Consider the following 20,550-nt stretch of genomic DNA (forward strand, 5'->3'; position numbering starts at 1 on the left):
TCGCGGCCCCGCCACCCGGCCCCGCCCCCGCCCCTCAGCCCTTGCTCACCGCCCACAGGATCTCCGGCAGCTTCCGCGCCACCGTCGGGGCCGCCAGCCGCAGGCCCGCCCAGGTGGCGAGCGAGCCCCAGGCCACGCCCAGGGGGAGCAGCATCCAGGAAACGTCCTGGTGGTCACCCGCGTTGAGCCACACCGTCAGGACGATCACCGGCGCGCAGATCACCGACGAGGCGAACAGCCCGCCGAAGATGCCCGCCCACGCGAGCCCGGCCTGGCCCGGGGCCACGTTCTTGAAGGCGCCGTCCGACGGGATGGAGTACGGGAAGCGGGCCGAGGCCAGCGCCCCGGTGCAGAGCATCGACCCGAGCAGGGCCAGGGACAGGCCCAGGGCCGCCGGGAAAGAGCGCCAGTCGCCGATCATGGCGGCCGTGACCACCGTGACGAGGACCGTGTACGGGACCGTGACCAGGCCGAGCGCGGCGGCACGCGCGCGCAGTTCCACGTACGCGTCCCGCCGGGTCGAGATGGTCTGCGCGACCATCCAGAACGCCGAGGTGTCCTGCCCGAACTGGTTGTACATCTGGACGCCGAGCATGCCCGCGCCGAAACAGGCGAGGTAGACGGATCCCGTGCCCTGCAAGGCGTTGAAGACCGGCACGATCAGGCCAATCGCCAGCGCGGTCACCCACGAGGCCTTGGTCTTGGGGTCGCGGACGACGTAGCGCAGGGTGCGCTGCATGGCCGCGCCCGTCCGGCCGGCCGGCAGCAGCGACCAGAAGCCGCTCGCGCCGCGGTCCTTCGAGGGTGTGGCGGCCGCGATGGTCGAACCGTCCGGCGTGACCATCAGCTTGGTCAAGCTGCGCTCCCAGAACCACAGCAGCCCGGCCAGCGCCGCCAGGGTCAGGGCCAGTTGGGCGGCCGCGACGCCGTACGCGCCCTCGCTCGCCGAATCCACCATGCCGACGGCGGTCGCCGGCGGCAGCCACCGCACCACCGCCTCCGCCGGCTCCAGCTGCGTCAGGCCGCCCGCCTGGAACAGGCGCTGGCTGGCGAAGTTGGCCAGCTGCCCGCCCACCGCGATCAGCAGGCCGCTGAGCAGGGCGAGGTCACGCCCCTTGCGGCTGGTCAGCAGCCGTACGTTGGCCGTGGCCACCGCCCGCGCCAGGGCCACGCAGCCGAGGAGCAGGAGGGGTGCGGCCACCACCGCGGCCACCGCGCCGGCCGCGCCGCGCGCGACGGCCACCACCGAGCCGACCGCCAGGCACAGCGTGAACAGCGGGCCGATGCCGACCAGCGAGGAGGCGAGCAGGGCCCCCACGAGGGCCCGCGGGCGCAGCGGCAGCATGACCAGCCGGCTCGGGTCGAGCGTCTCGTCCCCGGTGGGGAAGAACAGCGGCATGAAGGTCCAGCCGAGCGCCAGGATCGCGGCCAGCAGCACGACGACCGTGCCCGCGTGGGCGTTCCCGTGCAGCAGGGCCAGGCCGAGCGTGATGAAGAAACCGACCAGCAGGGCGAAGGCCAGCGATGTGAAGTAGGCGGCCTTGCGCTTCGAGGAGCCCTTGAGCCCGTTGCGCAGCAGCGACAGCTTGAGGCGGATGAAGATCGGGGTCAGCGGGACCGGGGCGCCGGTGGAAGCGGGCGCGCCGCCGACGAAACCGGCCGTTGCGGCGGCCGTGGCAGCGGGCGTGGTCATCGCGAGACCGCCCCGGAGCCGCCGCCCAGCCACTCCAGCGAGTCCCCGGCCGCATGGCGTCCGTGCGCGCCGACCAGTTCGAGGAAGGCGGCCTGGAGGGAGGGCGCGGAGCCCCGTACGTCGGCCAGCGGGCCCGCGGCGCGGATGCGGCCGGCGGCCATCACGGCCACCCAGTCGCACAGCGACTCGACGAGCTCCATCACGTGGGAGGAGAAGACGACCGTGGCACCGGACGCGGTGTAACGTTCCAGCACCCCGCGGATGGTCTGCGCCGACACCGGGTCGACGCCCTCGAACGGCTCGTCCAGGAACAGCACTTCGGGGTTGTGCAGCAGCGCGGCCGCCAGACCGATCTTCTTCCGCATGCCGGTCGAGTAGTCGACGACCAGCTTGTGCTGCGAGCCCGCGAGGTCCAGGACGTCCAGCAGCTGCGTCGCCCGCTTGTCGGTCTCCTCGCCCGGCAGCCCGCGCAAGCGGCCCATGTAGCCGAGCAGTTCGCGCCCCGACAGCCGCTCGAAGAGCCGCAGCCCCTCCGGCAGCACGCCGATCCGCGACTTCACCACGGTCGGGTCCGCCCACACGTCGTGCCCGGCGACGAACACCCGCCCCATGTCCGGGCGCAGCAGCCCGGTCACCATCGACAGCGTCGTCGTCTTGCCCGCGCCGTTCGGGCCCACCAGACCGATGAACTTGCCCGCGGGCAGCTCCAAGTCGATCCCGGAGACGGCCACCTGCTCGCCGAAGCGCTTCCACAGACCTTCCACCCGCACGGCGGACGGCGCGGTTCGCGCGCCACCCGTCCCGTACGTTCCACCCGTCGCATCGCCCTGGTCCGGCATGCGCCTGCCTCTCGTTACATCCCCGTTTGGTCGTTCGTTCCTCACGATAGGAGGAGGGGGAGAGGCCCGAGCATTACTTATGTCATGAGTTTCCGGTCGAGACCGCAGTCCGCGGTCACCGGTCAGGCGGGGCGCCGCTTCCGGTCCGCCGCCGCCTCGCTCCCGCACGCGTACGCGAGCGCGTCGATCAGCTCCTCCGTGTCCGGCAGCCACCGGTTCGCCGGCGTGGGCCGCCGCGCCCACTGCACGGCGCCCCGGCCGCCGAAGCGGGTGGGCGGGGCCGCCACGTACTCGCCTTCGCCCCGCGCGACCAGGTCCAGCCCGGTCGGCGACCAGCCCAGCTTGCGTACGAGGTCCGCCACCTTGACGCCGGCGCCCGGCAGGACGAAGAACAGCATCCGGTGGTCGGGCGTGAGGGTGACCGGCCCGAGGGTGCGCTGCATCCGCTCCAGCCGCGCCAGCGCCAGGAATCCCGCCGAGTCCGGCACGTCCAGCGCGTCGAACGTCCGGCCCGTCGGCAGCAGGATCGAGGCCTCCGGGTGCTTCGCCCAGATCCGCCGCACCTGCACCGCGCTGCCGGTGGCGTGCGCCGCCCAGTCCTTCACCGCCGCGTGCGCGCCGGGCGCCGGGCAGTCCGCCGCCCCGCAGGAGCACAGCTCCCGGCCGTCTCCGGCCTCCAACCAGGTGCCGGCGAAGACATCCCAGTGCCGTTCTTCCGCGTACCGCACGGCATGGTCCAGCAGCAGTTCGCCGCGCTGCTTGGGGATGGGTGCGGTCGCCGTGACTCCGATGGTCTCTTCCACGCCCATCACAACTACCCGGGTCACCCGGGGTTACGGGCATAAACCGGCCGGTGGGCGGTGCATCGATCCTGCATACGGGGCGCACTGATGCACGCGTGGGGGCGCGTGGGAGGCCGGGGCGCTGGAGTTGGGTAGCGACACGACGCAGAGCGGAAGATTCTCCGCACATCAGGCGGGAAGTGATCATTCCAACGATCACCCGCGGCCACAGGGGGTTTTCATGGCAGCCAGGCCTCTCGTCGCCCGCCAGCCGAACGAACGGCTGCAGGCGCTCATCCAGGAAGCCGGGTGCTCCAACGCCGGGCTCGCGCGGCGCGTCAACATGTGCGGGGCCGAACACGGCCTCGACCTCCGCTACGACAAGACCTCCGTGGCCCGCTGGCTGCGCGGCCAGCAGCCGCGCGGCCGGGCCCCCGGCATCATCGCCGAGGCGATCGGGCGCAAACTCGGCCGGACCGTCACCATCGACGAGATCGGCATGGCCAACGGGAAAAACCTCGCTTCCGGCGTCGGCCTCCAGTTCTCCCCGACCGTCATCGGCGCCATCGAGCAGGTCTGCGAGCTGTGGCGCAGCGACGTCGGCCGCCGCGACTTCCTCGCCGGATCCAGCGTGGCCGCCTCCGCGCTCGTCGAGCCGAGCCGCGACTGGCTGATCACCGGGGCCGATACGCAAGTGGCCCGCAGCGGCGGCTCGCGCGTCGGCATGTCGGACGTCGAGGCGGTCCAGGCGACCACCGAGGCGCTCAAGGACCTCGACCACCGCTTCGGCAGCGGGCACGTCCGGCCGGTGGTCGTGCACTACCTCAACTCGGTGGTGTCCGGGCTGATCGGCGGCTCCTACCGGGAACCCGTCGGGCGGGCCCTGTTCGCGTCCGTGGCCCGGCTGACCGAACTCGCCGGCTACATGGCGGTGGACACGGGCCAGCCGGGCCTGGCCCAGCGCTACTACATTCAGGCGCTGCGCCTGGCCCAGGCCGCGGGCGACCGCGCGTACGGGGGCTACGTCCTGGCAGCGTCCATGAGCCACCTCGCGGCCGAACTGGGCAACCCGCGGGAGATCGCGCAACTGGCGCGGGCCGCGCAGGAGGGGACGCGCGGGCAGGTCAGCCCGCGGCTCGAGGCCATGTTCTACGCCGCCGAGGCGCGCGGGCACGCGCTGCTGGGGGACTCCCGGGCGACGGCGGTGCTGTCCGCGCGGGCGGTGAGCGCGCTGGAGCGGGCCGAGCCGGAGGCGGGCGACGACCCGGTGTGGATCCGCCACTTCGACGAGGCGTACCTGGCGGACGAGCTGGCCCACTGCCACCGGGACCTGGGCCAGGCGGACGCGGCGGGCAAGCGGGCGGAGGAGGCCCTACGTGGTCTCCCCGCGGGCAAGGCGCGCCGCCGGGCCATCGGGCTGCTGCTGCTGGCGGCGGCGCAGGTGCAGCAGCGGGAGGTGGAGCAGGCCTGCCAGACCGCCACGAAGGCGGCGGAACTGCTGGAGGGGCTCCGCTCGAACCGGGGCACGGAGTATCTGGAGGACTTCCGGGCGCGGCTGGATCCCTATCGGGAGGAGGCGGCGGTGCGGGAGTTCGGGGCCCGGCTGGACGCCCGCGCCGCGTAGCGCCTGGCGGCGGGCCGGGCTGATCCGAGGCGGCCCGGGCCCGGCGCGCTCGCCTGCAGCCCGGCCCCCGGGGCGCCGCCCCGGACCCCGCGCCTCAAACGCCGGCGGGGCTGAAGTACCCCGGGGCGCCGCCCCGGACCCCGCGCCTCAAACGCCGGCGAGGCTGGATGGGGCCGGGCGGGGCTGGATGGAGCCGGGTTGGGCTGGATGGGGCCGGGTTGGGCTGGGCGGGGCTGGATGGGCGGTGTGGGGGTCGGTTGGGCTGGCTCTGCCGTGGGGTGGGGGCACTCCGGGGCGTCCCCGCAGGTCGAGCGAACCCACCGCCGATCAGCAGGCCGGTCCGGCTCGGGGTTCGCGAGCCGAGGAGACGTCCCGGAGGGGCCCCGCCCCGCCCCGAAGCCCCCCGCCCCCCGGGCATCGGCCTCGCGGCCCGGCTGCCGGGGCGCGGAATCCAGCCGCCCCCGGACCCCGCGCCTCGAACGCCGGCGGGGCTGGACGGGCCGGGTGGGCTGACCGGGGTGGGGGGTGACCCGGTAGCGTGACCGCACGGTTGCATACGTTCGGGCTAGCGCAGAAGGAGTCCCGGTGACGCAGAGCGGACAAGGGGGCGCCCCCCAGCCGGGTGCCCCGTGGGGTCCGGACCCGGCGTCCGGATATCCGGCGTACCCGGAGCAGTCGCCGGAGCCGCAGGCGCAGCCCGGCGGGCCCGCGTACGGCTATCCGCAGGACGTGCCGGGGCACGTGGTGGGGCCCGGCTACGAGGGGCCGGGGGATCCGCACGGCTACGGCTACCCGCCGCTGCCCGAGGCCGTCACCCAGTACATCCCGCCCGTGCCGGCCGCCCCGCACGAGGAGGCGGCCACGCAGTTCATCGCTCCGGTGCCGGCCGCCCCGCACGAGGAGGCGGCCACGCAGTTCATCGCTCCGGTGCCGGCCGCCCCGCACGACGAGGCCGCGACGCAGTTCATCGCCCCCGTGCCGGCCGCCCCGCACGCAGAGGCCGCCACGCAGTTCATACCGCCCGTCTCCGCCGTCCCCGCCGCGCCCGACGCGTTCGACGGGCTGTTCCGCAGTGACGCCGCCGCCGACGGGCACACCCAGCACCTGCCGCCCGTACAGGAGCCCGTGCTGCGCCGGCCGCCGCCGCGCCCCTACCCGCCGCGCGCGCAGGGCCCCGTACCGCCGCACCCGCACCCGCAGCAGCCGCAGCCGCACCCGCACCCGCAGCAGCAGTACGCCCCGCCCCCGCCCCCACCGCCGGAGGCCCCCCGCAAGGTCTCGGCCGCGATCATCGCGGCGGTCGTCATCGGCCTGGCCGTCGTCGGGCTGGGCGTCGGCTCGCTGCTCGGCGACGACAAGCCGCAGAACAACGATCCCGGCGCGGTGGCCGCCGCGCCGCCCGCGAGCGGCGGTTCCGCGGCGCCCGGCGGCGAGGCCCCGGTCGACCCGGCCCGCCCGCAGGCCGTCCAGCTGGACAAGCTCCTCGCGGACAGCAACGACAGCCGGGCCGCGGTGATCAAGGCCGTGGAGGACATCAAGGGCTGCGCCAACCTCGACCAGGCGGCCGCCGACCTGCGCGACGCCGCCCGCCAGCGCGAGGAACTCGTCACCCGCCTCCAGGAGTTGAAGCTGGATCAGCTCCCGGACCACGCGAAGCTGTCCGCGGCCCTCACCAAGGCCTGGCAGTCCTCCGCGGACGCCGACAACAGCTACGCCGCCTGGGCGGAGGACGTCGAAGACGACAAGTGCAAGGACGGCAAGGCCAAGGCCAGCAAGAACGCCTCCGACGGCAACAAGTCGAGCGGCGAGGCGACGAAGGCCAAGGAGTCGGCCGCGGGCATGTGGAACACGATCGCGGCCAAGTACGGCCTCACCAAGCGCGACAAGTCCCAGCTGTGACGACGCCGGCCGCGGGTCACGCCGCCCGCGGGGCCTGTTCCAGGGTCGGGGTCATGTCCAGGGGCAGCTCGCCGGGCTGTGCCACCAGGCGGCCCGCCTGGACGATCTGGAAGCTGACGCGGCCGTTGACGATGCGGGGGAAGCCGGCGACGGCGCGCATGTCCTGGTAGCGCCAGCTCAGGTCCGGGGTGAGGCCGCCGGTCTTGACGGCCTGCGACTCGTTCAGCGACCGCTTCAGCTTGCGGGCGGTGATGTCCCCGTCGTCCTTGACGTGCTTCAGGACCTCGGTCAGCACGGTGTACGCGATCCACGTGGTCTGCGTCCCGCTGTCGTCGGGGTCGACCGCGTCGTCGCCGAAGGCGTAGTCGGCGACCACCTTCCGCATCGGCTCCCAGAGGGGATCGGTGGCCACCGGGTACCAGCTGGTGACGTACGCGCCCTCGAAGGAGCTCTCCTTGCCGCCCGTGCGGTCGATCAGGGATTGGCTGAGGCTGCCCAGGACCGAGGAGATCTGCGGCTTCCTGCGCTGCGCGTCGGTGCGGCGGAAGGCGTCGAAGAAGGTCTCGGTGCGCTCGCCGAGGACCGCGGTCACGCAGCCCTTCTCCTTTTCCTTCTCCTTGCCGCTGCCGGTGGTGTGGGCGATGGCCTCGCGGGCCTGCGGCACGAAGTCCGCGGAGTCCTCGGCGGCCCGGATGTCGGAGGCGTCGGCCATCTTGTTGGCCCGCAGGCCCGCGTTGAGCAGGACGGGCAGGGTGTCGCCCGCGAGGGTGTCGGGGCGGACCAGGGCGACCTGGTCGCAGGCGCGGCTCAGCTGGTGGCCGGCGCCGGCGATGAGGACGGGCTGGCCGCCGTTGACCGGGTAGGAGAGGGGGGACTGGAACTCCTCGGCGGAGACCCCGTACCCGCCGATGAAGGGGATGCCCTCGGTCTCCAGCGGGGCCATGAAGGCGCGTCCGTGCTGGCTGTAGGAGCCGACGACGGCGACGGCCTTCTCGGCGACGGCCTTGCGGGCGCAGTCGGCGGCGCCGGTGGGCGTGTTCTTCTCGTTGCAGGTCAGGACGCGCAGCTTGTGGCCGTTGATGCCGCCCTTGGCGTTGACCCAGCGCTCGTACGCCTTGGCCATACCGATCATTCCCGGCATGTTGGTCGCTTTGGTGCCTTCAGGGGCGAAGGTCATGACGGTGATGGTCCCCCCGGAGCCCCCCGGGCCTCCGGGGAGCACCCCGCACCCGGCGACGAGACATGCACCCATCGCCGTGGCCACGAACGTGCGGGAGAGGGCTGCTGCGCGTCGCGAGATGGTCATGTCCATGCACCATTCCGCTCCTGCGGTAACTGTCGAGTGAGATGGACACAACATTCGGTGACGCCCAGGTGAATTACGGGGTGCCGTCGAGGGTGGGGGCGAGGGTGGGGGCGAGGGCGGGGTCGGGGCTGTCGTCGAAGGTGCCGTCGTACGTGCCGCCGCCCGTGGGCGCCTCAAGATCGCGCTGAACAGGAACGTACGATCGAAAGCGTGACATTCGCCCAAGGTTCGAAGAACTCTTCCCGACGCGGTGGCCGCTCCTCCACCATGGGCGGCATGCCCCTCAATGACATGCCGTGGTGGCGCTGGCGCAGCAACGTGCGCTCGGCGCTGCACATGCTTTCCGATCCGGCCTTCCACGAGGACACCTGGCTGGCCGGCGACGAAGGGTACGGGGACGTCACCGACGCCGTGTACCGGCTCGTCGAGGACACCTGGCTCGACAGCTGGTCGGCCGAGAAGTACGTCGGCACGGTCTTCCGCGACTCGCAGGAGGCGACCCTCGTCGACCTCGCCGTGCTGCGCGTGCTCCGGATCATGCACCAGGTCGGCCCCGACGCCCCCGTCTCCGCCTACCTGGAGCACCACGCGTGGCCCGAGGCGGTGCGCGCCGCACGCGAGGCGCACGTACGGCTGGCGGAAGCGGACGGAGACGACCCGGATGTCCGGCCGACCTCGCTGGAAGTTCTGAGGATCCTCACCCGCGCGGTGTGAAAGGCTGTGCGGTCATGAGCGACGCGCATTCCCAGGCCCAGGCCCAGCAGCCTCAGTCCGAGCCTCAGTCCCAGTACGTCCTGACCGTGTCCTGCCCCGACAAGCAGGGCATCGTGCACGCCGTGTCGAGCTACCTCTTCATGACCGGCTGCAACATCGTGGACAGCCAGCAGTTCGGAGACCGGGAAACCGGGCTCTTCTTCATGCGGGTGCACTTCGAGGCCGAGCCCGCGGTGACGGTGGAGAAGCTGCGCGCCAGCTTCGCCGCGATCGGCGACTCGTTCCGGATGGACTGGCAGATCCACCGCTCCGACGAGCGCATGCGGATCATCCTGATGGTGTCCAAGTTCGGGCACTGCCTCAACGACCTGCTGTTCCGCACGCGGATCGGGGCCCTGCCCGTCGACATCGCGGCCGTGGTCTCCAACCACACCGACTTCGCGGAGCTGGTCGGCTCGTACGACATCCCGTTCGTGCACATCCCGGTGACGAAGGACACGAAGGCGGCGGCGGAGGCGCAGCTGCTGGAGCTCGTGCGCGCGGAGAACGTCGAGCTGGTGGTGCTGGCGCGGTACATGCAGGTGCTGTCCGAGACCCTGTGCAAGGAGATGAGCGGGCGGATCATCAACATCCACCACTCGTTCCTGCCGAGCTTCAAGGGCGCGAAGCCGTACCACCAGGCGCACGCGCGCGGTGTGAAGCTGATCGGCGCGACCGCGCACTACGTGACGGCGAACCTCGACGAGGGGCCGATCATCGAGCAGGAGGTCGAGCGGGTGGGCCACGAGGTCACCCCCGACCAGCTGGTGGCCGTCGGGCGCGACGTGGAGTGCCAGGCGCTGGCGCGGGCGGTGAAGTGGCACAGCGAGCACCGCGTGCTGCTGAACGGCGCGCGCACGGTGGTCTTCGCTTAGCGGCTCCGCCGGCTCCGCCTGCGGGCACGGGCACGGGTGCGGGCGCGGGTGCGGGCGCTGCGGGCACGGGTGCCGGGGGGCGCGGGTGCTGCGGCGCGGGTGCGTGTGCCGGGTGCGGGTGCTGCGGCGCGGGTGACTGGGGCTCCGCCCCAGACCCCGCGCCTCAAACGCCGGCGAGGCTGGATCTGGCCCGGTGGGCTGGGGCGGCGGCCCCCGGAGCCCCGCCGTTGGTGGCCGAGCGCGCCGCAGGCGTTACGCGTCGGGGGCTTCCACGCCGCAGTAGCCCGCGAACGCCGCCAGGATCTCCTCCTCCGAGATGCGGCCGTCGCCGTCGGTGTCCAGGGCCGTCGCCACCTGGGCGGCCAGTTCGGGCCGGGTGCCCAGGACGCGCAGGACCCGGGTCGTGGCCGCCGGCGTCGCGCCGGCGCCGTCCTCGTCGGCCACCGCGATCACGGCCCGCAGGAACGGGCGCGCGATCTCCGCGAACCGCTGCGGGCTGTCGCGCAGCCGCTTCGCCGCCCCGGTGATGAACTCCTCGCGGGACACCCGCTGGTCCCCGTCGACGTCGGCGATGCCGGCCATCCCCTGCCAGAACGCCTCGGCGCCCGCGAAGACGGCCTGGCCCCTGTCCGACCGGGCGGCGGTGCCGAATTCGGCCAGGACGGCTTTCGCGGCCGCGCTGAAGTCCTCCCGGTCGATGTAGCCGGATCCGTCCTGGTCGAAGGAGGCGAATCGGGCGGCGATCTTGCGCTCGTATTCTGCGCTGTCCATGTTCGGCGTTCCGCCTTCACGTGTGCGTGGGGTACAGATCAAGACAAGGCAGGAGCGTAAGCCCTACGTGGCCTGCGCGTTAAGCGAAGTGGTCAAGCAGACGGCCGCATCGAACCCGCGCACGGGGAGCGCGGTGGGGCGCGCACACCTGTCCCCACGTGCCCTGGGGGGTACCCCCGTTCACGCCCTGCCACGCCTCTATCACGGAGTGCGCTCTTCCAGGGCGAGGTTCTCCCAAAACGGGCGCGAACCGCCATGTGCCCACTACATTCGATGCGTCGACACACGGCTGGGGGCACTTATGCCGAAGGACGTACCACCGCGCTGGGACCGCCGCATGCAGCAGCGCCTCGCCCGCGGCGAGGCGGCCGCGCTCGGGGAGCTGTACGACCGCTTCGCCTCGCTCGTGCACAGCCTGGCGCACCGGGTGCTGGGAGACGAGAAAGCGGCGGACCGGATCACCCGCGAGGTCTTCGGCTACATCTGGGAGAATCCGGACGCCTACGACCCCAAGCAGGGCTCCATGCGCTCCTGGGTCGCCCGCATCACCCAGGGCCAGGCGGTGGCCCGGCTGCGCCAGGCCGAACTGGGCCGGGGCTCCCGCGAGGAACTGGAGCAGAAGGTGCGCAGCGCCAACGCGGCCGCCCGCGCCGACTACATCGTGACCTCCATGCCCGCACCGCTGCGCGCCGCGCTCGAACTCGCCTACTTCCAGCGGCGCGACTACCGGCAGGCCGCCGCCGACCTGCAGATCAGCGAGGACGAGGCGCGCCGCCGGCTGCGGCTCGGACTCCAGTTGCTGTCGACCGCCAACGCCCTCCCGCAGGAGGACGCCGCCCAGTCCGGATACGGCCCGCGCGAATACGGAACCCCTCGATGAACGGCCCCGCCGAGTCACCCGACGACGGATACGAGCGGCCGGGCGGCGGGGCGCGCATACCGGGTCCGCGCGGTGCCGCCGACGACCTGGACCCGGGGCACGCACCGAAGTCGCTGCCCCCGGCGGAACCGAAGTCCGGGCCGAAGTCCGGGCCGGAGTACGAACCGCAGTCCGAGATGAACTCGACGCCCGAGATGAAGCCGAAGGCGGTGCCGAGGCCGAAGGCGGTGCCGCAGCCGTTGTCGCCGCCCTCGCACGCCGTACTGAAGTCCCTGCTCGGCGCGTGGGCGCTGGCCGCCTGCTCCGCCGAGGAGACCCAGGCGGTGGAGGACCACCTCACCGAGTGCGCGCCCTGCGCCGAGGAGGCGCTGCGGCTGCGCGACGCGGTGGGGCTGCTGCACCCGGAGGAGAACCTCGACCTCAAGCCGCTGCTGCGCTCGCGCGTGCTGGAGGACTGCCTGGGCAAGCGGCCGGCCCGTATCCCGGTGCCGGCGTGGGCGAGCCCGTACGACACGGAGACGGCGCGGCTCGACGCGCTGCTCCAGGACTTCGGGGACTCGGAATGGCACACCCCGGTGCGGCTCAAGTGGTTCGAGGAGGAACGGCGCCGGTCGCAGCGGACCACGGTGGCGGGGGTGATCGGCCATCTGCTGACCGTGGACGGGCTGATCGCCAGCGCGCTGGGTCTGGACGACCCGCTGGGGCCGAACGCTCCGCGGGGCGGTCCGACCGTACGCACTGAGCACTTCTGGAGCGCCGCGGCGTACCCGGCCACGCGGCAGGTCCGCGAACCGTGGCGGGAACAGGGCCACACGCTGGTGCGTACGGTCTCCTTCGCGGGCCGCGGCGTCGCCGAGCTGGCGGTGGACTACGGGAACTTCGCGCTGCCGCTCGGGGACGCGTTCCTGGAGCGCGCCTTCGAGTGCTGGGTGCACGCGTGGGACATCGCGGAGGCGGTGGACTACCCGTACGAGCCGCCGTCCGGGCCGCACCTGCACCGGATGATCGACCTGGCGGCGCGGCTCCTGCCCGAGGCCCTGGCGAAGCGTCGGCGCGACGGCCTGGCGGCCCCGGCGCGCGGCCTGGTCGCGGCGGGCGCGCCCGGCCGGACCCTGCACCTGGAGATCGAGGGCGCGGGCGGCGGCAGCTGGGACATCGCGCTGGACTCGCCGGCGGCGAAGCCGTCGCCGGAGCGGACGGTGGCGGAGATCGCCCTGGACGGCATCGAGTTCTGCCAGCTGGCCGCGGGCCACATCTCCCCGGAGGAGGCGGCGGTGGGCCAGCACGGCGACCGCGAGGCCATCCGCGACGTCCTGTTCGCGGCGGCGTCACTGAGCCGGCTGTAGGGGGGCGACCCCGGGGCCGGGGGCGGGCCAAAGCTCCACCAGACGGCGGCCAGACCGAGCTGGCGACCGGTCAGGCGGGGCGGACGCGTCAGATCGCTACGCGCTTCGCACGTCTCAGCGTCCGGCGGCCGTCGGGGCTGGTCATGGACAGTGCCGTCAAGGGCGCCACGCGGTGGTTTGGGCCCCAACCCGAACAGGACACCGACCAATGCCGCTCCGGCCGGCCGTGAGGGTCAGACGGGCTCGTTCTTGCAACGGCCAGCGACGGGGCAGAAGTTGATGTCCTCCATGTTGACGGACGGATCGTGTCGGCGGGCCTCTTCCTGCTACGGTCGTCCGTTCGCCGAGGAGGTCGTGATGACTGGATCCCTGCCCGTTGCTGCCCAGGTGGATCTGCGCCGTCAGCCGGTGGAAGACGTGCTGGAGCGCGTGGAAGAGGCCCTGCATGTGCGGTTGGATCGGCAGGCGCTGGTACGCAAGCGCCGTTCCTTGGGCGGCCGTACGGAGCGGGGTACGTGGGTACGTATCGAGCGGCGGGGATTCGAGCGGATCGGCCCGCAGGGCTGGAACGGGACCGAGGCTGCGGCTGTGCTGCAAGGGGTCGCGATGCCCGAGTGGTACCGGGGCGTGGCGTGGCGCGAGCCGGGCGAGCCGGTGATGTGGCGCGCGGACGAGCTGGAGCTGATTGCGTCGCCGCCTGTCGGCAAGGGCGCCTTGGCGCTCGAAGACCCGGGCCTGCCGGACGCGTGGTGGGAGGCGCTGAACGCTTCGCTGGACGCGCTTGCCGCACAGGAGACGCCGAGGGCCGCGACGCCGGACACGGTGACGATCACCCAGGAGCTGGTGACGCACACGCTCGGAGAGGTCTTTCCCAACGTGGCCGATACGCGGATCGGGCGGTGGGCGCCGGCTCATGCCGATCTGACCTGGGCCAACGTGATGGGACCGGAGTTCTCCATCATCGATTGGGAGGACTGGGGCATGGCGCCCCGGGGCTTGGACGCTGCAACGCTGTGGGGTAACGCGCTGGCCGTCCCGACGCTCGCGGACCGCGTCTGCCAGGAACGGCGTGCGGACTTGGAGAGCCGGGACGGCAAGCTGATGTCGCTGTTCTTCCTGTCGAAGATCGTCGGACCCCACGCGTACGAGGAGGACCCTCTGCTGGCACCGGCCCAGAAGGAGGCCGAGCGCCTGGTGGCCGAGCTTCAGCTCTGACGGTGCCCGTGGAGGGCCCGCAGGTACTGACCGACAGCGGCGGTATCCACCTCGGCGCCCAGGGCTTGGACCAGCTCAGCCAAGTGGCCAGGGTCGTCGGTACCGACCGCCACCGCGGTAGCGCTGGGCAGGTGGAACGCGGTCCGGAACGCTGCCTGTATGCGGGACAGATCCCTGTGATGCGGTCGCAGGAACGGCCGAGGATCGAACTCCTCCCACACCTTTCCGTGGCCGCCACCGAAGGGGCTCATGCCCCAGGTTTCGCCCGCCTGCCAGACGGCGCGCAGGACGGTGGTGGCGTCAAGGAGGTCGATGCCCACGAGGAACCCGGCCCGGACCATGAGGACGTCCGGAGACGGTAGGTCGTCCACCCGGACCATGCCGAGCGGTCTGGGGTCCCAGGAGGCCACACCCCAGGCCCGGCACAGACCATCGCGGGCAGCATCGGCCAGGGTGGTGCAGGCGCTGCCGAGGAGGGCGTGGCCATCGGCAGGGGAAAGATCCGTGATGCTTCGTTCGGGGTTGTGGAGGAGCACGGTGTCAGGTTCCCTGCCGAGCTCCCGGGCCGCCTTCTCGACGGCCAGGCGCAGCCGGCCCGGGTCGAGGGAGTGCTCAGTGCCTTGCGCGCTCGGGAAGATGCCCACCTTTGTGGAGAGCGTGAATTTCGGCAGGAGATCGGCCGCAGTCTCGGCCAGCGCCGTGTGTGAGCGGAAGCTGAAGTAGGGAGCCGCGGTGTCCAGGGCGGTGACGCCGAGGTCGAGTGCGGCCGTCAGGATGTCCCGGTGGTGACGAGACCGGTGTAGGCCGAGGACAAGGCGGGGGTCACCTCCGTGCACAGTTCCTCCTTCAGCAGGATCTCGGCGAGCTGTTCCACGTCCACGCCGGTCTTCTCGGCAGCGTCGGCGATGTTGACAGGGTGGCCGCTCAGCAGCAGCGCGAGGGCGGGGTATGCCTTGCCGGAGAAGGAGAGCCTCTTGCCTGCCGCGAGGACGTCCACGGTGTCGGTCTGCTGCTCGATCACGGGCTCGAAGTCGGTGACGCACACGACGCCGACGGGTTTGCCGAACAGGCCGGTGGCCGGGACGTGCCGGGCGGCCAGGCGTTCCCGCTCGCGGGCATCGAAGAAGTCCTGCGGGGTCAGCTTCGTAGCCATCTCGGCGACGGCGTCGGCCAGGAGCCGCTGCTGCCCCTCCCACTGGCAGGGGGAGTTCCAGCGGTCCAGGTCATACCGGAACAGCTCCTGCGTGCGGGCCTGGTCGGCGAGCCAGGCCAGCCAGTTCACGCCGACGCGCTTCACGATGCCGAAGGTGGCGTGCAGGCTGTAGCCGTCGCCCTGGTCGTCCCGGGTGGCCTGGTGCCAGAAGCCGCGCGGGATGTGCATCACGTCGCCGGGCTCCATGACGCCCTGCCACACGATCTCGTCGCTGGGCTCGGAGTTGGGGGCGGAGTCGCGGTACATCGGCGCCTTGCGCGAGGTATCGCGGACTTCCCAGCTCTTGCGGCCGGCGAGCTGGACGATCACGACGTCGTGGTCGTCCCAGTGGAGCTTGAAGCCGCTGGCGTCCTGGGTGGTCAGGTAGGCGTTCACCTGCACCAGCTCACGGGCCCACCACTGGAGCGCACGGCAGGTGGCTTCCATGGCCGGGTCGAAGAAGTCGACCTCGTCCAGAACCATGGTGCAGCCCTCGCGCATCAGCGCGCCGACACGGTGCATGTCGGCCATGGGGATGGCCTGTCCCCGCCGGGTGACAGAGGGGTGGATGTAGCGACCGGGGTGCAGCTCGGCGCCGCCCTGGAAGATGCGGAACTGGGGCGTGGTGACGCTGCGGCGCATCACCAGGTCCAGCAGCTTCCCGGGGTTGAGCAGGCGATCGAGCAGATCAAGGTTCTCGATCGTTCCCCGGGCGAAAGCGGCTCCGAGTTCACCGGGGCCGTCCCAGTCGAGGGCTTTCTCCATCGCGGTGACGAAGTGGTGGTCCACGTGTTCCTCCGGTCTGCGTCATGGGAGTGAGAGCCGGGGGCCCTGCCGTGGATGACGGGCCCCCGGTTCGTGCTGTGGCGTGCTGGTGGGGCTACTCCTGCGGAAGGTTCAGGCCGTCGCGGTTCTCACCGTCGTCGCCCGCGGAGGTGCCGGTGGAGTCGGACTCGGCCGCCGCAGCGGTGAAGCGGTCCTGGACCTTGATCAGGCTCTCGACGCCGATGAGGAGGTTTTCCGTCTGCGCTGCCATGTGTGTCTCCTTTTCCTGGAAGTCCAGGGCCGACGGGTGCCGGCCCAGCCCGATGGGGCGTGCCTCACCAGCCCTGCTGTTTCCGGGCCTGTGAGGAGACAGGGGGGCGCTGGGCCATGGATCGAGCGAACGGGGCTTTCGTTCCGGAAGCCGGTTGCCGGTCAGCGGCGCTGGGATCACCGGCGATGGCCAGGGCGACCACTACGCCGCCCCCGGCGTGATGGTTGCCGGCCGAAGGGCACCGGCCGACGACGACGTACCGCCACAGCGGGGGCACTCGCACGGGGGGTAGCGGCCGGGGTTGGAGAGGATGTCGAATGGGTCGCCTTCCAGAACCCGCGTGCTCGGCGACCACGTCCGGCCCGAGTCCCGCGATACCCGGATGCTCATCAGGACGCGGGGTTCTATGCCCAGGTCAGGGGATCTCCCGAGGGCCGTTCGCTCTGTGTCAGGAGTGCCCGCCGAATCGTTCAAGGCGGTCGTCCTCGGTCGCTTCGCCATGTCCAGAAGCATCGCGATCAGGGCGACGGACCAGAAAGGCCCAGCGGATTACCCAACTTGGGTAACATCACGGTCGGTTGAGACCTTGAAGCGATCCGTAGTCTTCCTCCGGAGCGTGCCCGATGCCCGAGTCACGTCGCACGAAGGAACTGCCGGCAAGTGTGCTCACCGATCCCGAGATGATCGACGCGTGCCGTGTGCGTGACTTCGCGAGGGTCTTTCGCCTGGTCAAGGCACGCGCAGGCATCTATCCGTCGATGATCGCGCGCCAGTGTGAGCTGACGCCGAGCCGGGTGGGGGAGGTAATCGCGGGCCAGCGGCAGCTCCTCCACATGGACGTGATCGAGCGGATTGCCGACGGGTTGCGCATCCCGGGGCACATGCTCGGGCTTGCCCGACGGGCGTGGGAAACACCGGTCGCGCTTGCCGTAGAGGAGCGAGAGCCACCGGAGTCGGTGAACCCTCCTGCCGGGCTCAGGCCGCTTGCCGCCTTACCCGGGGTGGATGTGGACAGCATCCTTGCCTTGGCTGCCGGAACCAAGCCGAGCCCTGCCACCCTCCAGGCGCTCCGGTCCTCGATCGAGGACTACTGGCGACGCGACGACGAGCACGGAGGGGAGACCCTTCGACCGGCCGTCGTCGGCCAGCTGCGATACGTCGTAGGGCTGCTGAAGGGCCAGCGGCCGACGCCGATACAGAACGGCCTCTACGGCATCGCGGCGGAGCTGGCGCGGCTGACGGGTTGGACGTACTTCGACGCCCGGCAGTACCAGCAGGCCCGCGCGTACTTCTCGGAGGCTCTGCAACTGGCCAGAGAGATTGACGACCATCCGTTCATGGCCAACGTGCTGGCCTGCATGAGCCTGCAAGCGACCTACCAGGACAAGCCGGCGGACGCGCTTGCACTGGTGTCTGCTGCCCAGGACCAAGCCCGTGCCGCCAGCGGGGCGACGCCGAGAGTACGGGCGATGCTGGCCATGCGCGAAGCCTTCGCCCACGCGACCTTGGGGGACCGGAAGGCGACGCATCACGCGATCTCCGAGGCTCACAGTCAGTTCGAGCGCATCCACGAGGGCGACCCGGACCCGGCATGGGTGACGTACTTCGATGAGCCGAAGCTCATCGTGGACACCGGCATTGCGCACGGCCGTCTCGGCGAGGCGGCGATTGCCGAACCGCTGATCGCGGATGCGCTGGCGCGGGAGGATCCTGCGAACCAGCGCGGCCGGGCGTTCCATGCCTTCTGGCTGGCCCGTACGCGGCTCCAGCGGGGGAAGCTCGACCAGGCGTGCCACACAGCGATAGAGGCGCTGGTGCCCGCCGCAGCGGTGTCGTCCGAGCGGGTGGCCGGACACCTTCGCGAGTTCTACGAGCAGCTTGCGCCCTATCGCGAGGTGCCGGCCGCGGTGGCCTTCGAGGCACGTCTACGAGCGATGCTTCCCCCGCAGGGTCAGCGAACCCCTTCGTCCATCAGGACGTAGAGGAGGCCGACCAGGGAGCCGCTGCTGACGATCTCGCGGCGGTCGATCATGCCCCGGATGTTCGCCAGGGGGATCCACTCGATCCGGTCCGACTCGTTCTTCTCGGTCGGCGGACCGTCGTACGTGGCGCCGCCGGCGCGGAAGAGGTGGTGCTGGGAGTCCGTGATGCCGTTCGCCGGTTCGGCGTAGATCAGCGGCTTCATCGGGCCCGGACGCCAGCCGGTCTCTTCGAGGACTTCACGGGCGGCAGCTTCGCCGGGGGTCTCGTCCGCCTCCACCAGGCCCATGGGCAGTTCCCAGGCCCACGCGTCCGTGATGAAGCGGTGGCGCCACATCATCAGGACCTCTTGGCGGTCGTTGACGACAGCGGCCACGGCCAGGTGGCGGAGCTTGACGACGTGGTGTTCCCAGCGGTGCCCGTCCGGCGTCTCGATGTCGGTGAGCCACAGGTTCACCCACTTGTTTTCGTAGATCGGACGTTCCCCGTGGATCTTCCACTGCATCGCTGCGGCCCCTCTCGATCGGCCTCCAGCATCGCAGAGCCCGGTTGAGCGTGGAGCTGATGGTTCACAATGCGAGGCGTGCCCAGCAGAAGAACCCGCTCCCGGATACGCGCCAAGGCACCGCGCTGTGGCCGCCCCACCATGAAGGGACGCCGTGCCGCCTCTGGTGAGCCGGCGCGCGGCCGCCGGGCTCAGGCGTAGTGCTCGCGGAGTTTGTACTTCAGGACCTTGCGCAAGGCTTCGTTGCGGGGGAGGGACTCCACGAGTTCCAGCTGTTCCGGGAGTTTGTGCGTCGCCAGGCCCTCCGCGCGGAGGTACGCCGTCAGCTGGGGGAGGGTCAAGGGGGCGGCGCCCGGGGGTTGTTCCACGACCGCGCAGACGCGTTCGCCGCGGGCCGGGTCGGGGAGGCCGATCACCGCTACGTCGGCGACGCCCGGGAGTTGGTGGAGCAGGTCCTCGATCTCCTTCGCGGAGATGTTCTCGCCCTTGCGGATGATGACGTCCTTGCTGCGTCCGGTGAGGACCAGGTAGCCGTCTTCCGTCAGGTGGCCGAGGTCGCCCGTGATCAGGTAGCCGTCTTGGTCGAAGACCTCTGTCGATGGGTCCCGGTTCAGGTAGCCCCGGCAGACCGCTTCGCCGCGGAGCCGGACCTCCCCGTCCGTGTTCGGGGGGAGCGGGGTGCCGTCCGGGGTGGTGATGCGGATGGACATGCCCGCCGGGGGGCGGCCTTCGGTGGTGGCGAGGTGTTCCGCCGTGTCGTCCGGGGCGCCCATGGTGATCATCGGGACCTCGGTCATGCCGTAGCCGTGGGTCAGCTGGCAGCCCATCTCGCGTACGACGGCGTGGTAGATCTCCGGCGGCTTGGGGGCGCCGCCGCCCGCCAGGAGGCGGAGGGTGGGGATGAGGGGGACGGCCGGGTTCTTGCGTTGTTCCGCCAGGAACATGGAGTAGAAGGCCGTGGAGCCGCCGGCCACCGTGACGCCGTGGCGGCGGTAGCCGTCCAGTGCGTCGGGCATCGCGAACTTCTCGAAGAGGACGGCCGGGAAGCCGTAGAGCAGGAGCATCACGGTGTAGTCGGGCCCGGCTATGTGCGCGAAGGGGAAGGCCATCGAGCCGACGTCGGACGGGGTCAGGTGCAGGGCGTGTGCGAGGCAGGAGCCGCCCGCGATCAGGGAGCGGTCGGTGTGCAGGACGCCCTTGGGGTCGGACGTGGTGCCGGAGGTCCAGTAGATCCACCGGACGTCGGTGCCGGAGGCGGGCGGTGGGGGGAGTACGGACGGGTCGCCGTCGGGGAGGTCGGAGTAGGCCTCGAAGACGCCGCGTGCGCCGAGGCGTCCGGCCATCGCCGGGTAGTCGTACCCACGCCAGACCCCGGGGACGGCGAAGAACTCGGCCTTGGACTCGCGGAGCGCGAAGCCGACCTCCCGGTCCCGGTAGAAGGGGATGACGGGGGTCTGGACGGCGCCGATGCGGGCGAGGGCGACCGAGAGCAGCACGGTCTCGATGCGGGTGGGGAGTTGCCAGGCGACGACCGTGCCGGGGCGGACGCCCATGCCGTGGAGGCCCGCGGCGACGCGTTCGGAGCGGTCGCGGAGCTCCAGGAAGGTGAGCCGGCGGTCTGTGGTGGGGTCTTCCGCCGCCTCGATGAGGACGGTGGCGTCCGGGGTCAGTGCGGCTCGGCGGGCGATCAGCTCCCACAGGGTCGCGGACCGGCTCAGTTCTGCCGCCTGTGTCGCGGTGTCCGTCATCCCAGACGTCATGCCAGACCTCCCCATAGCTGACCCTTACCTGACGGTTAGTCAGATCCAGCGAGAGCGTAGAGCGCTGACGCTTGTCGGTCCAGGGGTGGCGGGG

General features: G+C 71.6%; 19 protein-coding genes. 8 read left to right on the forward strand and 11 right to left on the reverse strand.

Annotation, left to right across the window (positions count from 1 at the left end):
- Positions 1-34: 34 nt before the first annotated feature.
- The 3 genes from ACZ45T_RS30010 to ACZ45T_RS30020 all read right to left on the reverse strand — a co-directional run bounded on the left by ACZ45T_RS30010 (position 35) and on the right by ACZ45T_RS30020 (position 3,341).
- Positions 35-1,693, reverse strand: a complete 1,659-nt coding sequence (locus ACZ45T_RS30010; protein WP_468446756.1) for a transporter — start codon at positions 1,691-1,693, stop codon at positions 35-37.
- Positions 1,690-2,532, reverse strand: a complete 843-nt coding sequence (locus tag ACZ45T_RS30015; RefSeq protein WP_468446758.1) for an ABC transporter ATP-binding protein — start codon at positions 2,530-2,532, stop codon at positions 1,690-1,692. The genes ACZ45T_RS30010 and ACZ45T_RS30015 overlap by 4 nt, the downstream gene beginning before the upstream one ends.
- A gap of 122 nt (positions 2,533-2,654) precedes the next feature.
- Positions 2,655-3,341, reverse strand: coding sequence for a bifunctional DNA primase/polymerase (locus ACZ45T_RS30020; protein WP_468446760.1), 687 nt, complete (start codon positions 3,339-3,341; stop codon positions 2,655-2,657).
- A gap of 214 nt (positions 3,342-3,555) precedes the next feature.
- On the opposite strand from ACZ45T_RS30020, the gene ACZ45T_RS30025 reads away from it, so the two are divergent.
- Together ACZ45T_RS30025 and ACZ45T_RS30030 are read left to right on the forward strand one after the other, a co-directional pair.
- Positions 3,556-4,938, forward strand: a complete 1,383-nt coding sequence (locus ACZ45T_RS30025; RefSeq protein WP_468446762.1) for a transcriptional regulator — start codon at positions 3,556-3,558, stop codon at positions 4,936-4,938.
- A 585-nt stretch (positions 4,939-5,523) separates the two neighbouring features.
- The gene (locus ACZ45T_RS30030) at positions 5,524-6,837 is read left to right on the forward strand and encodes a hypothetical protein (RefSeq protein WP_468446764.1); all 1,314 of its coding nucleotides are present in this window, start codon (positions 5,524-5,526) and stop codon (positions 6,835-6,837) included.
- A gap of 16 nt (positions 6,838-6,853) precedes the next feature.
- Here the strand turns inward: ACZ45T_RS30030 and ACZ45T_RS30035 are convergent, their stop codons facing one another.
- Together ACZ45T_RS30035 and ACZ45T_RS30040 are read right to left on the reverse strand one after the other, a co-directional pair.
- Entirely contained in the window at positions 6,854-8,143 is a 1,290-nt protein-coding gene (locus tag ACZ45T_RS30035; RefSeq protein ID WP_468446766.1) for an ABC transporter substrate-binding protein, read from the reverse strand.
- 73 nt (positions 8,144-8,216) lie between these two features.
- A complete protein-coding gene (locus ACZ45T_RS30040; RefSeq protein ID WP_468446768.1) occupies positions 8,217-8,360 on the reverse strand; it encodes a hypothetical protein in 144 nt (47 codons plus the stop codon).
- A gap of 50 nt (positions 8,361-8,410) precedes the next feature.
- On the opposite strand from ACZ45T_RS30040, the gene ACZ45T_RS30045 reads away from it, so the two are divergent.
- Together ACZ45T_RS30045 and purU are read left to right on the forward strand one after the other, a co-directional pair.
- The gene (locus tag ACZ45T_RS30045) at positions 8,411-8,857 is read left to right on the forward strand and encodes an SCO4402 family protein (RefSeq protein WP_468446888.1); all 447 of its coding nucleotides are present in this window, start codon (positions 8,411-8,413) and stop codon (positions 8,855-8,857) included.
- 14 nt (positions 8,858-8,871) lie between these two features.
- Positions 8,872-9,771, forward strand: a complete 900-nt coding sequence (gene purU / locus ACZ45T_RS30050; protein ID WP_468446770.1) for a formyltetrahydrofolate deformylase — start codon at positions 8,872-8,874, stop codon at positions 9,769-9,771.
- A 252-nt stretch (positions 9,772-10,023) separates the two neighbouring features.
- Here purU and ACZ45T_RS30055 read toward each other — a convergent pair whose 3' ends face one another.
- A complete protein-coding gene (locus tag ACZ45T_RS30055) occupies positions 10,024-10,542 on the reverse strand; it encodes an EF-hand domain-containing protein (protein WP_468446772.1) in 519 nt (172 codons plus the stop codon).
- A 301-nt stretch (positions 10,543-10,843) separates the two neighbouring features.
- On the opposite strand from ACZ45T_RS30055, the gene ACZ45T_RS30060 reads away from it, so the two are divergent.
- From ACZ45T_RS30060 to ACZ45T_RS30070, 3 genes are all read left to right on the forward strand, one after another.
- Positions 10,844-11,422: a sigma-70 family RNA polymerase sigma factor gene (locus ACZ45T_RS30060; RefSeq protein ID WP_468446774.1), complete on the forward strand. Its 579-nt coding sequence runs from the start codon at positions 10,844-10,846 to the stop codon at positions 11,420-11,422.
- Positions 11,419-12,768 (forward strand): maleylpyruvate isomerase N-terminal domain-containing protein, encoded by a 1,350-nt coding sequence (locus ACZ45T_RS30065; RefSeq protein WP_468446776.1) that lies wholly within the window; start codon positions 11,419-11,421, stop codon positions 12,766-12,768. Before ACZ45T_RS30060 ends, ACZ45T_RS30065 begins: the two co-directional genes overlap by 4 nt.
- Before the next feature lie 357 nt (positions 12,769-13,125).
- Positions 13,126-13,983 (forward strand): hypothetical protein, encoded by an 858-nt coding sequence (locus ACZ45T_RS30070; RefSeq protein WP_468446778.1) that lies wholly within the window; start codon positions 13,126-13,128, stop codon positions 13,981-13,983.
- Here the strand turns inward: ACZ45T_RS30070 and ACZ45T_RS30075 are convergent.
- The 3 genes from ACZ45T_RS30075 to ACZ45T_RS30085 form a co-directional block, all read right to left on the reverse strand.
- Positions 13,974-14,819 (reverse strand): aldo/keto reductase, encoded by an 846-nt coding sequence (locus tag ACZ45T_RS30075; protein WP_468446780.1) that lies wholly within the window; start codon positions 14,817-14,819, stop codon positions 13,974-13,976. The two genes, ACZ45T_RS30070 and ACZ45T_RS30075, sit on opposite strands and share 10 nt — an antisense overlap.
- Complete coding sequence (locus ACZ45T_RS30080) at positions 14,753-15,964, reverse strand: JmjC domain-containing protein (protein ID WP_468446782.1); 1,212 nt, start codon at positions 15,962-15,964, stop codon at positions 14,753-14,755. Before ACZ45T_RS30080 ends, ACZ45T_RS30075 begins: the two co-directional genes overlap by 67 nt.
- 91 nt (positions 15,965-16,055) lie before the next feature.
- Positions 16,056-16,211, reverse strand: a complete 156-nt coding sequence (locus ACZ45T_RS30085) for a hypothetical protein (RefSeq protein ID WP_389592851.1) — start codon at positions 16,209-16,211, stop codon at positions 16,056-16,058.
- A 623-nt stretch (positions 16,212-16,834) separates the two neighbouring features.
- On the opposite strand from ACZ45T_RS30085, the gene ACZ45T_RS30090 reads away from it, so the two are divergent.
- Positions 16,835-18,193, forward strand: a complete 1,359-nt coding sequence (locus tag ACZ45T_RS30090; protein ID WP_468446785.1) for a hypothetical protein — start codon at positions 16,835-16,837, stop codon at positions 18,191-18,193.
- Here the strand turns inward: ACZ45T_RS30090 and ACZ45T_RS30095 are convergent.
- Positions 18,163-18,696 (reverse strand): NUDIX hydrolase, encoded by a 534-nt coding sequence (locus ACZ45T_RS30095; protein WP_468446787.1) that lies wholly within the window; start codon positions 18,694-18,696, stop codon positions 18,163-18,165. The genes ACZ45T_RS30090 and ACZ45T_RS30095 overlap by 31 nt on opposite strands.
- Positions 18,697-18,887: 191 nt before the next feature.
- Positions 18,888-20,444, reverse strand: a complete 1,557-nt coding sequence (locus tag ACZ45T_RS30100; RefSeq protein WP_468446890.1) for a class I adenylate-forming enzyme family protein — start codon at positions 20,442-20,444, stop codon at positions 18,888-18,890.
- Between the last annotated feature and the right edge of the window lie 106 nt (positions 20,445-20,550).

The organism is Streptomyces sp. NPDC030995 (genome assembly GCF_055571215.1).